14 protein-coding genes, 1 tRNA gene and 1 pseudogene are annotated in these 10,988 nt (G+C 62.2%); 7 read left to right on the forward strand and 9 right to left on the reverse strand.

All coding sequences use genetic code 11. From position 1 onward, the window contains the following. Positions 1-569: pseudogene (locus MKK84_RS12945) on the forward strand (integrase core domain-containing protein); the annotation flags it as partial. A gap of 81 nt (positions 570-650) precedes the next feature. On the opposite strand, the gene MKK84_RS12950 reads toward MKK84_RS12945, so the two are convergent. After that, a complete protein-coding gene (locus MKK84_RS12950; protein WP_243920260.1) occupies positions 651-941 on the reverse strand; it encodes a hypothetical protein in 291 nt (96 codons plus the stop codon). A gap of 99 nt (positions 942-1,040) precedes the next feature. Between MKK84_RS12950 and MKK84_RS12955 the strand changes: the two genes are divergently transcribed. From MKK84_RS12955 to MKK84_RS35895, 3 genes are all read left to right on the forward strand, one after another. Beyond that, a complete protein-coding gene (locus MKK84_RS12955) occupies positions 1,041-1,553 on the forward strand; it encodes a MucR family transcriptional regulator (protein WP_243920261.1) in 513 nt (170 codons plus the stop codon). Positions 1,554-1,819: 266 nt separating this feature from the next. Then, positions 1,820-2,098: a hypothetical protein gene (locus tag MKK84_RS12960; RefSeq protein ID WP_409566494.1), complete on the forward strand. Its 279-nt coding sequence runs from the start codon at positions 1,820-1,822 to the stop codon at positions 2,096-2,098. Positions 2,099-2,392: 294 nt separating this feature from the next. Beyond that, positions 2,393-2,596, forward strand: coding sequence for a PsiF family protein (locus tag MKK84_RS35895; RefSeq protein WP_409566495.1), 204 nt, complete (start codon positions 2,393-2,395; stop codon positions 2,594-2,596). A 221-nt stretch (positions 2,597-2,817) separates the two neighbouring features. On the opposite strand, the gene MKK84_RS12965 is transcribed toward MKK84_RS35895, so the two are convergent. The 5 genes from MKK84_RS12965 to MKK84_RS12985 form a co-directional block, all read right to left on the reverse strand. Next, positions 2,818-4,065 carry a hypothetical protein gene (locus MKK84_RS12965; RefSeq protein WP_243920263.1) on the reverse strand — a complete coding sequence of 416 codons (1,248 nt, stop codon included), beginning with the start codon at positions 4,063-4,065 and terminating at the stop codon, positions 2,818-2,820. Further along, complete coding sequence (locus MKK84_RS12970; RefSeq protein WP_313899333.1) at positions 4,066-4,596, reverse strand: TadE/TadG family type IV pilus assembly protein; 531 nt, start codon at positions 4,594-4,596, stop codon at positions 4,066-4,068. It abuts the gene before it with no gap. A gap of 2,434 nt (positions 4,597-7,030) precedes the next feature. Next, positions 7,031-7,255, reverse strand: a complete 225-nt coding sequence (locus MKK84_RS12975; protein ID WP_243920267.1) for a hypothetical protein — start codon at positions 7,253-7,255, stop codon at positions 7,031-7,033. Between the two features lie 91 nt (positions 7,256-7,346). Further along, positions 7,347-7,688 carry a hypothetical protein gene (locus MKK84_RS12980; RefSeq protein ID WP_243920270.1) on the reverse strand — a complete coding sequence of 114 codons (342 nt, stop codon included), beginning with the start codon at positions 7,686-7,688 and terminating at the stop codon, positions 7,347-7,349. A 152-nt stretch (positions 7,689-7,840) separates the two neighbouring features. After that, positions 7,841-8,098 (reverse strand): hypothetical protein, encoded by a 258-nt coding sequence (locus tag MKK84_RS12985; protein ID WP_243920272.1) that lies wholly within the window; start codon positions 8,096-8,098, stop codon positions 7,841-7,843. A 178-nt stretch (positions 8,099-8,276) separates the two neighbouring features. On the opposite strand from MKK84_RS12985, the gene MKK84_RS12990 reads away from it, so the two are divergent. Next, on the forward strand, positions 8,277-8,462 hold the full coding sequence (locus tag MKK84_RS12990) for a hypothetical protein (RefSeq protein WP_243920275.1): 186 nt from the start codon (positions 8,277-8,279) through the stop codon (positions 8,460-8,462). A gap of 61 nt (positions 8,463-8,523) precedes the next feature. On the opposite strand, the gene MKK84_RS12995 is transcribed toward MKK84_RS12990, so the two are convergent. From MKK84_RS12995 to MKK84_RS13005, 3 genes are all read right to left on the reverse strand, one after another. Beyond that, positions 8,524-8,599 (reverse strand) — tRNA-Ile (locus MKK84_RS12995). Positions 8,600-8,695: 96 nt separating this feature from the next. Continuing rightward, the gene (locus tag MKK84_RS13000) at positions 8,696-8,929 is read right to left on the reverse strand and encodes a hypothetical protein (protein WP_243920276.1); all 234 of its coding nucleotides are present in this window, start codon (positions 8,927-8,929) and stop codon (positions 8,696-8,698) included. Between the two features lie 119 nt (positions 8,930-9,048). After that, positions 9,049-9,228 carry a hypothetical protein gene (locus MKK84_RS13005; RefSeq protein ID WP_243920279.1) on the reverse strand — a complete coding sequence of 60 codons (180 nt, stop codon included), beginning with the start codon at positions 9,226-9,228 and terminating at the stop codon, positions 9,049-9,051. A 170-nt stretch (positions 9,229-9,398) separates the two neighbouring features. On the opposite strand from MKK84_RS13005, the gene MKK84_RS13010 reads away from it, so the two are divergent. Both MKK84_RS13010 and MKK84_RS13015 read left to right on the forward strand, forming a co-directional pair. Further along, the gene (locus MKK84_RS13010) at positions 9,399-9,620 is read left to right on the forward strand and encodes a hypothetical protein (RefSeq protein WP_243920281.1); all 222 of its coding nucleotides are present in this window, start codon (positions 9,399-9,401) and stop codon (positions 9,618-9,620) included. A 14-nt stretch (positions 9,621-9,634) separates the two neighbouring features. Further along, entirely contained in the window at positions 9,635-10,132 is a 498-nt protein-coding gene (locus MKK84_RS13015) for a CinA family protein (RefSeq protein WP_243920282.1), read from the forward strand. The last annotated feature ends 856 nt before the right edge of the window (positions 10,133-10,988 follow it).

The raw sequence follows: 10,988 nt of genomic DNA on the forward strand, positions 1-10,988 counted from the left end.
ACCCCGCAGCCGCCTGTGGCTGAACGACGGCTCCTGCGTGCGGCTACGACCGCTTCACCGCAATCACGTCTGGAGCTTCGACTTCGTGCAAGCCCAGACGCACGATGGGCGCTCTCTGCGCATCCTGACGCTGATCGACGAGCACAGCCGGGCCTGCCTCGCGCTGAAGGTGGCGCGGCGCATCAACAGCGTCGGCGTGATCGAGGCGCTGGCCGACGCGCTGTGCCTGCACGGCATCCCGGAGCACATTCGCTGCGGCAATGGCCCAGAGATGATCTCCAAGGCGTTGCGCAAATGGGTCGCCAAAGCTGGCTCACAGATCCAGTACATCGCGCCAGGATCCCCGTGGGAGAATGGTGACTTGCGAGAGCTTCAACGGCAAGCTGCGCGACGCGTGCCTACGCCAGGAGATCTTCTGCTCGCTGAAGGAGGCGCAGATCGTGATCGGTCCATGGCAAGCCACCTACAACCGCGTTCGACCGCATTCGTCGCTGGGCTGTCGGCCGCCCGCGCCCGTCAGCTACCCGGATCTGGCCTTCCGGCTACCCATGGCCGCCACCATGCAGTAGCCTCTCAATTGGCTCGGTCCAAAAGACCGGTCAGGTCACTTCAGGTAGGCGGTGCCGAACGGGATCCAGCCCATTTCCAAATTATGCGCGCATCGTCACCGAGCCGTCGTCAGGGTCGACCATCTCGACGCGCGGGCCGCGGGTATCCATACCCCCGAGGGTATCGGCCAGGGTGAAATTGCAGGTTGTCGCCAGGAACGCGCCGTCATCGGTCGGCAGGACACGTAGAAGAGCGTGCGCAAGCCTACTCACGACGATCTCGCGCACGGGCAGGCCAAGGCCGCGCGAACTCTCACTCTCACGTATGTAGGCCGACACGACGTTGTCAGCGATCAGGGTGGCAAACCGCTCAAGGGCGGGGCTTAGCGTCATCTCGGGGATACCTAAAGTAATAGATTTCTCGCGAGATAAGGTATTGCCTTTCTACGTGTAACGACAGACTGTGCCGCCTTCTTCACAATCAGGTGCATCGTGGACGAAAATCTAGATCTTATCGAGCGAGAAGCGCCCGATCTTACCGAGCTTACGACGACCCTCGTCGCAGCCTACGTGTCGAATAACCACATCCAGCCCAGCGAGATCGGTACGCTGATCGCCGCCATGCATGCCGCCCTGACCGGGCTTGGCAACGATGCGGCTCCGGCTGCTCCTACGACCGAAAAGCTCACCCCCGCCCAGATCCGCAAGTCGGTCACGCCGGACGCCATCATTAGCTTCATCGATGGTAAGTCGTACAAGACGCTCAAGCGCCACCTGACCGGCAACGGCATGACGATGGAGCAGTACCGTGAGCGGTTCGGCTTGCCGCGAGACTACCCCTCCACCGCGGCCAACTATTCCGCGCAACGCTCGGCCCTGGCTAAGAACTTTGGGCTCGGCCAGCAGCGCGAGAAGGCTGCTCCGATGGCCGCTGAGCCTGAGGAGACCGTCTCCGACAAGTCGAAGCGCCCTGGGCGGCCGCGGAAGCAAAAGGCAGCTTCATAAGAGTAGTGGCAGGGAGGCTACGGATCTTTCGGCCTCCCATCCTCCTTCCTCCTGCATCGCAGCGGTTGAGCGCCCTCACGCTCCCGTTCGCGAGCGCGCCGGTTGCCGTGTTCTCCCCGTTCACGAGTGGCCGGCGCGTCCTTGGTTTCACCAAGGGAACTTGCTCCAAGGCAGGTTGTCAGCCTGAAATTGTTGGCTCCGGGCCATGGATGGAAACGTTTCTGCTCACAGACGCGTTACCGGCGTTCATCGACACGGAGGCACCGATGCGCCATCGCACTCTCGTTACGGCCATTCCGTTCATGCTGCTCGGCCCGGGTGCAGCATACGCACAGACCTCGGCAGCAACGCCGCCTACGACCACGCCGGGTGCACCTGGCGTAGTAGCTCCGCAGCCAGGCTCGACCGGTGCCCCGGCGGCGGCCACCGGAACTCCGACGGGCCGACCAGCCGACACCATCACGAACAACTCGGCGGCTGGAGGCAACGCCGGACAGCCTTCCCGCGCCATTCCGCAAGGTGGCGGAGGCGGCGGAAGCAAGTAAAAACTCAACAACTGCTCTGGAACGGGCCTTGCTCTCCAGAGCGTTTAGTTCGTTCCTGAGACCATGGATCGCCTCAGCCCGCCCGGCTCGCTGCCGCGGCGGGCTTCCTTCTGCGTGCCGAGATCAGGCAGCCCCCCTCAGGGCGAGTGCCCTGGCTGCTTCGATAGCCCGATTGGGTTGGTCGAACCTTCGCCTTAGATTGCGTTAACGGTGTTGATCCCACACTTGAAGCCCAGGCGGACAACGATGCGATGTTCCCTCGCGCTCACGACCGCCCTGGCTGTTCTCATGGGCATGCCGTCACTCTCTGGTGCTCAGAGTCTGCCCGAACCGCCTAGAAAGGCCTTTTCAGGAGCGGCATCTGCCGGCGAGGAAGCGGCATCAGCCGTCGATCCGGCGGTACTCGACCGATGCCGACAGCAGGCCGACACTCAAAAGCTCAAGGATGGTCCGGAGCGAAAGGCATTCATGGGGACCTGTGTCACGCCGGAGGATTGAGCGCACTCTGCCAAAACGCATTCTACACCCCCAGGAACTTCGCCGAACTCCCCGACGGCCGCGCGTGCCGATAGTGCCCTGTCGTCGCCACCGAGGCGTGGCCCAACGAAGTCTGCACGAGATGGCCATTAGATCTGAGAAGACCGTCTCCGAGAAGCCGAAGCGTACTGCTAGCCGCCCGCGGACGGACAAGACGGCTACCGGAGCGTGGGATCAGCGGTCTATTGCGTCAGACGCAGCGCGCCGATACTCGACTGGATTTTCTGGAAGGCCGCGATCAGATCATCCGATGTGTTGGCAAGGAAGTACTGGCTCGCTGACGAAGCGCAATTTTGTAGAAGGGCTTGTCCCGCCGAGTCAATTGGGTCGGACGAAACGCTGAACGCAATCGTGTAGATCGAGATATTGACCGCTTTGGCATTCGAACATGCCTGTGCTGTGAGCGCGTCCAAAGCGTTTCGCGCGCTCGTGCCGTCCGAAACGTTCTGGTTTGCTGGCGGGAGCCGTGTATTGGCCGTCGAGGTCTTCGCATTCAGAGGGTTGGAATTTCGAAAATACCCCGTTGAGAAGTAGAGTGATCCGTTGGGCGAGTTGGGATTACTCGTCCAACTGTTGTATCCGTCAGTCATTAGAATAAGGATCTTATTGATAGCGGTAGCATTAGAACTGCTGGACGCAGTGGCATAGGCCGCAGGTGGGCTTCCAATCGTGGGGCTACTTGTGAAGACACTGAGCGGAGAAAGAGTCCGCCATCCCCACATAAATCCCTCGTGAATGTTAGTAGAGCCCGAAGGCGCCATATTACTAATCGCGGCCTTAAGAGCAGTAGTATTATTTGTGAGAGTTACGAGAGGCTGTGTCGAACACATAAAGTTTGGACCATTCGGGATCCCAAGGGCAGTGTTCGATGTGGCATTGCGCGGGTTGACGTACTTACAGGCTTGACCTTCCAGCGGCAGGTACGAGGTCGCAGAATTTTTAGTTCCACATTTGCCGTTATAGCTGCCATCTGTATCGGCGATATAGCTGTTGTAGCTGCGGTATGTGGTTCCGTTGGGGTCGGGGTAATCAGCGTAGCTGGTGCTGCCATCGCCCGGTTCGTCAGGGGCAAAGAGTGGCACGAAGTAGGAGTCCATATTGGAGCTATTAGGGGCACCATCCTGGACGTTGAGTGGGTAGGGCAAAGTTTCTAGGCAGCCGGCCCACCCCCAGTTGGGGTTGGCACTCTTAAGCTTGGAGAAGATGTCGAACCGGTTCGAGAAGTTGGATCCGCTGGCGTTGAGCACGTTTGTCCAGTGGTAACTGGACTGCGCGTTCTGGTCGATCCAGCTGGCATTCCGGTAGGTCGTCGGGTCCACCGCCACGGCCGCAGCGAACGGCACAATTGAGATCCTGGTCGCGCTGCTGAACGAGCTGTTGGCGTAGACGTAGTTGACGAAGTTCGTCGCCGCCTGCTGCACGGCCTGCATCTACGACTGGGTACCGCTCGACTCGGCCATCGACCCCGTATTGTCGAGCACCAGCGCGATCTCGAAGGTCTTCGGGATCGGCGTGGCGCATTGCGACGTGGCCCCCGGATTGATGCGCGTGGTGCCAGTCAGCTTGCCGAAGAAGGTCGTCGATAGCTTGTGCGCCGAGAGGGTGATCTGGCGCGGGTTGCTGGTGACGGTCAGCGGGTCGACCACGAGGTTCGTGGCACCCATGGCCCCGTTCAGAGTGGTCTGAGCGAGGGTGTTCAGATCCGCCGTGCTCGTGGTCATTGGCGTCTGACAGAGCAGTAGCGCGGTCGAGTCCGTCGATACCTGGAGCTTCGCTTCGAGTCGCGTGGCGAAACCGTAATCGATGGCCGCGCCGCCGAGCATGAGCATCGGCACGCTCATGAAGGCGAACAAGAGCGCGACGTTGCCACCGTGATGCGAGCGAAACGCATCACCACGGCGAATGATACGACGAAGGCCTTGAACCGGTCGCCGTCCGTTATGTTGGGTCAAAGCGAACAATGCCGAGCCGAGCCTAATGCTGATTAGCTCGTTAAGACAGCAACAGGTTTAAAAAGCTTATTCCTACTGAGGCAACACTTTCGCGGCCCCGTTGTTAGGCGCAGACGCATTACAACTAACGATTGTATATCTTCACGTACGAGTCCAAAAGCACTTTTGTCAGAGCGCCCCGCCTCCGCTGTGCCCCTCGCAGGCACTTGCCCGCTGATTGCTTAGCATTCACCGCCACCACGTCGTCTTGACCAAGCGCAGCATAGCGAACGTCGCTCCGGCCCATAGACCGAACGGCACAGGGCCGAACCACGTCATCACGGGATCCGGCCCATCTTGCATCACGCCCGAGTTTCGCGAGCGTGCGCGTATCGGGTTCGAAATTCTGAAGCCGCTTAAAGCGTGAACAGGCTGGAGCCGACCTCAGGAGACACGGCCGCGATTGTCCAGCCGAAGGCAGCCCTGGCAGTTCTCGCGGCCACTCCGGCCCCATCGGCGTGGAACGGCAACCCATCCGCCGCTGCTACCGTCGCTCAGCAGCAACGATAGCAGCCGGCCCAGCATCCGCACGGACACGACGAACATGCACGGGCCGATCAACGTCAACAGCAGCGCCGGCAACACAGACGACGTGATCCGACGTGATCGACCACCTAAAGCAGAGCCTCTGCGGGAGGGCCTACGCTATGGCGAGCACAAGCGGGCAGGCTTGATCCAAGGTGGCGCTGCGGAACGCGCAGTCAGCTACGGCGTAGAGCTACCCGGGAGGGGCCTCTATCAGGTCGCGTAGTTGGAGAACGCCATTGTCGCCGTCGACGGTTACATCCGCCGTGGCGGCGCGGTTAAACTGCTCGGCAAGCGACCGGTAACTCAAGGCCACGCCTCATTTTTTGCCAGCGGTGACGGCGTCCGTCCTGGTTAGACGGTTGCCGCGTGCGGTCCATGACACTACCTGCCGTCTCTGCGAGGTAGATCATGACTGCGTCAGCAAAGTTTCTGTCTGCGGTCGCCATCGCCTTTGTGGCCGGGGTAGCCAGCACGAGCGCGTACATGTCCCGTGGTGACGTCCGAACAGACGCCCCGGACCTGTCGCACGGCTCCGCGCCTTCTCTGACCGAGCGATTGCAGGCTGAAGCCCAGGGACGGTCACTGCCTTGGTCGGATCCAACCAAGGCTCCTATTTCGAAACCAGCTTCTCCGAAGCTTCGGTTCACCCCTGGCCCTACTGATGCATCTGCGGAGGGCTCTACCTCCGACGCTGGTGGAAAAAGAGGGCCAATCCCACAAGCTATGCCGGTGCCCACGCCTGTGCAGCCGCTGGATGACGGTGGCAGACGTCGCGAGGTCAGACTTGCGGAGAGGGCCAGACAAGCCCTGCCTGCGTTGGCCGTCGAAAGGGTCCGGCCAGCGCCACAGGAGCCTTCTCAGCACGCCCTCAACGAGGAGAGTGGGAGCTCCCGCCCTCAGGTCGCCAACATAGCTCGCCCCACGTCGAAGCCACATTCCGCCCCGTCTCGGAACCTGCCATCGCTCGATGCCGTCGGCGAGGCTCGACTGACCGCCCGACGACCCGAGCCCAGTCAAGCGCGCCCCGCAAGCCCTTACAGAACGGTACGACTAGCGGGTCGCGATGGGTTTGGTGTGGACGCCCCCCTACTGGGCCGCTCGCGTGAGTTTCACGTGGAAGCATCCGACTGGTCGTCCGAAGGTCAGCGACGCGCAGGGCCGCGTCGGAACGTTGCTGCTTCGGATGGTCTGATGCGCTGGCTCTCCGGACCCGGTGGCCGTTTCTAAGGTTTTCCCGCCCCCGCACAGGAGTCGCGTCTATGCTGAGGCCGTTCCTTCCGCTGCTTTGCGCCTGCCTTGCGCTAAGTTCGTCCCAGGCGCTGGCGTTATCGGGGGCTGAGATGCAGCGGCGCACGGCCACTATCGCCGAGCGCTACCTCGCGATCTGGTCGTCCAACGACGGCGGCGCAGTCGCAGGCGTACCGTACATGTACGGACCGACGGTGGAATTCTACGGTCGTCCCTACACGCAGGAGCAGCTCGTCAACGAGAAGCGGGCCGCCATTCGACAGTGGCCGCTGCGCCGGTACGCTATTCGACCCGGGACCCTGCGTGTGGTCTGCAACGTGGCCCAGGCGAAGTGTGCAGCGCGCTCGGTCATCGACTTCGAGGTAGCCAACCCAGCCAGGGGTACGCGCAAAGCGGGCTCTGCACGGTTCGACCTTGGCGTTAGCTACGCGGGTCGGCAGCCACGTATACTGTATGAGGGTGGAAGCTTAGGCCGTCGCCGCGAGGGTTGAGGTTCGGCACAACGGCGACGCCGACGGCCCGCAGCGCGTCGACTGCATCGAGGACGGGGTCACTGTCATCGATCATGCCAGCGCGATCAGCATCCAGGCGCGCGCCTTCGCCTCGAGGAAGATGACGCCAGCAGCAGTCAGTTCGGGCCTTTAGCCTTCCCGGCCGCGTGGCTCGCTCGCCAAGTGAAATAGGCGACGGCCAGCAGCGTCAGGAATAGTCCGGCCCACGAGCCGCCCTCCGAGACCTTCGCAACGAACCATTCCGTCGGTGTCGGCGCCGCGGGATCCTGTAACCAGCCAACCGCCATCACCGTGGTCGCGAGCAGGGCGAGAACAAGCAGAACCAGGTTCATGACCGTCATCAGTTCGCTCCCTCTGGATCCTCACGGTGCCGCACGTAGCCCTGGCCGGTGAGCCAGTCCGTAAGGGCGAAGCGGATCACTGTGCGTTCCTTCATTCCAGCGGGCTGCCGATGAACTCGGGCTGCCCAGGCGGGCGGTAAAAAGCTCGCTGGGCGGGACACCATGTAGCTGCACCCTCGCGCTTGATCGCATTGATGAACTCGGGCCTGACGCGGTCGACCGTCCGACGCAAGGTGTCGGTGCCAAACCGCTCGACGCCGTCCTGCACAATCCAGCCCTGAACTTCGGTCAGCCGCTTGCGATCGAGAAGGTAAAAGGGCCCGCAGATCGGCTCGATGAGCATGATCCTGGCGACGGACCGGGCCGATTTCATCAGCATCTCGTCGGCAGTCTGAGCGTTGGTCAGCGTAGGCAAGAGGGCGGCCGCCGACATGAGAGCAAGAACCGCCTTTCTCACTTCAGGTAGCCCTTTACCTTCAGGTGCTCGGAGAGAAGCATCAGCTGGCTTCCTCGGTCTTCCTCGGCCGCCCCCCGGCCCCTCGCCGTTCTCGTCGATGCAGCCGGCGGGATCCAAAGCGGTTGATGCTACTCCGCGGCTACGCGCTGGCGGGCGCTGCGACCGACGAGATCACGGGCAATTGCGAGAAGAGCTCGACGGTCATCCGTGTCTGCGATGCCGTGCCAGAGGCGAAGCAGTTCGGCCATATCCGCGGTGTCAGACTTGGAAGATGGCTGCCCAAAGAAATGCTCGACCGGCACCTCAAGGGCGGCAGCAACACGCTGCAGCTGTGCGTTGGCTTGCGCCGCACGGGCCGGCGATGGAGCGTCGTTCGGCATGCTCATGATCTCCATCGGTTACGCAACTGGCGAGGGATAATACACGTGCCGATTGAGGAGCACGGACCCGCATGCAATTGGGGTATGCATCATTTCAACCGCATACCACACCCGTGTAACCGTCGGTTGTGCGGTTCTCTCGGACACGTGATAGCTGCCCGGCAAAACGAAGGGCGAGGTGATTGTGTCCGAGGAGGATGGGTCTGAGGCGATGCTGAATGCATGCCTCGCCGCTTATGAAGCTGTGAAGAAACACGGCACGAGCGAGATGCTACTGGCCGCCCGCATACTCCTCGGACTGGTTGGCGAGCAGATCGCCCAGGATCTTCAGAGTCCCATCATCAAAGCTGTCAACAAGAACACCGCTTAGCCGAGGTCTCGATCGCCATTGCCAGGCCTTGAAGGCTTCCTCAACGAGCAAACTCGTACATTGGTGGGTCCGGCAGGGCTCGAACCTGCAACCAGACCGTTATGAGCGGTCGGCTCTAACCATTGAGCTACAGGCCCCCGCCGTTCTCCTCGATCAAGATGACGCCGACGGCTTCGGGTCTAGTGCAAGGCCGCGCACGGACGACCTTGCCTCTTTACCGACAGTGGCCCGGATCAGAGATCGGGCACAGTCGCGTCGAGCCACTTAGCCGCCTCCAACAGCGTCCGGAATGTGTGCTTCTCGCGCTCGAACGGCGCCGGGAAGGGCTGGCTGTCATCCAGGGTCTCAGCCATCCAATCACCCTCTCTGCCGTCCTCGGACACGTCTCGGACGAGGCTGCCAACGACCTTGCCGTCGAGGATCAGATCGAAGCTGCCAGGGGCGAGGCGTTGAAGTGTGTAGGTCATCAAGTTTCCGGATTGGGAGCCGCACCATGCGACCTCACCACCGCAACGCCGGGCGAGGATGTCAGTTCGCGCCCTCAGGATCCTCGCGGCGATGCACGTAGCCTTGGCTAGCGAGCCTCTTAGGTTTCGGCGTTCTCACGCGCCAACCGCATCGCTTTAAGCCGCTCGGTGCGTTCCTCGATTTCCTGGCGTTCAGCCTCAATCTCGTTCCGAATTTCGATCGACGTAGCCTCGCGGGTCTCCGCTTTCAGTTGCGCGCTTGTGCGAGCGGAATGGCGGGAAGCCTGGAAGTGAGACATACGCCCTCTCGTTGACCAACGTCGGCCGAGATAGGGCGCTTGTCCGTGCCGCCATCATCGGTTCGCCACCAGCGCCTCTTCCAAGAGGCAAGATCGCAGCATGGTCACGGGTGGCAGGGATCACCACTGGCCTACACGCGTTCGCTCTTGGTCTGAGCTAGGGATCGACAATGGAAGCCAGCGACCTGAAGTGCCGTCCGCCCTTTCGGGTGCTTACCTTCCGGGACAACCAAGAGGTAATCTCCGAGGACCTCGAAACCGAGATTGCCGCTCAGACCCGCTTCGCTTCGGCAATCGACCTATGCAAGACACGAGACGATGCGCACAGCCACCGGGTGGAGTTGCGTGCCGGCGGTGATGTCGTCGCGACGTGGCCGACGACCGAGCAATAGCGGGGAGGCTCCTGGTGAACAGCCTGCTGCCGAAGGCCGAGCGGATCGGCGCCGTTCTGACCGAGCAAGGTCAAACCATCGCGGTGGCCGAGTCCTCCTCCGGCGGCCTAGTCTCGGCGGCTCTGCTGTCAGTTCCTGGCGCCAGCGCATACTTCCTCGGCGGCGCCGTGGTCTACACGGCGGCCGCGCGGTCGGCCCTTCTCGGCATCGGCGAAGCTGAGATGTCCGGGCTGCGGTCGGCCTCCGAGTCGTATGCGCTACTCCTCGCCCGAGCAGTCCGCGAACGCCATGGCGCCACCTGGGGCATCGCGGAGACCGGCGCGGCCGGCCCGAGCGGCAATCGCTACGGTGATGCTGCCGGACACACCTGCATCGCGGTAAGCGGCCCGGTCGAGCGGGTCATAACAATCGAGACCGGTGAGGCTGACCGCGTGACGAATATGCGGTCGTTCGCCGCTGACTTGCTCGACCTGCTGGTCGAAGCGTTAGCTGGGGAGACGGCGGCGGCCTGACGTCTGCGATCTGACACTGCTGCCGGTCATAGTTATGGGATGCGCCAGCCCGTTGCCTGATCGATCGCGGACCCTTCACGGCCGCTGGAGGTCCAGCGATGCGGTGGGTCAACCCAGATCCTGCCGGCGCCCTTGGAGGATGGAGTTGCAGCCCCGACCCGGGCTTCAATTCGATCGGCAGTCTTGCTCGCGGCCGTGCCTTTACCTTTCGGCGCAATTGAGCCGGTTTGGACAGGCTCGACCGAAGCCCCCACCGCTAGCTGGGACGGCATGGTCGAGGCAGGCAGTTTTGGCGCTTGGCCCATTACTGCCGCAGCCAGCCCAATGCCAGCCAGAACGAACGCGAGGCCATCAACGATTAGGTGACTGACCCTGGCCATCGCCCATGCTCCAGTCTTGGAGGGCGACAGCTAGCGCCGAACCTTTAACGATCCGGCGGCCGGAAACGAAAAACCTATCCCGACTTGCGTCAGGCAGCTTCAGCCCGTGACTCTTCAAACTACCATGCGTGCATAAGGTGGCCGCCGGCCAGGACGACGACGATGAGGGTCACGACCGAAACGGCGAGCTTCTGTGCCGATCTAGACGAACGGTCTGCGAGACGACGATGGGTGGTGCGTGGCTTGAACGCAACGACCTTGGGATCCGACAAATGCTGGGTCAGGCTGTCCGGTAGTCTGCGCTTCGGTCGCCCTATGGGCATGCTCACAATCCCGCGTCTGCCTCGCCTCCCGCACCCCTATCACGGGGTGCTAACCGGGGTCAGCGCCGCTTGCCCCGCAGAACCTCCGCCGTGCCGCATGCAGCCCGAGATTGTCAGGTGGCCGTTCAGGGTGCGACCGCATCGCCGCTGAAC

The organism is Methylobacterium sp. E-065, assembly GCF_022829605.1.
Lineage (GTDB): Bacteria > Pseudomonadota > Alphaproteobacteria > Rhizobiales > Beijerinckiaceae > Methylobacterium.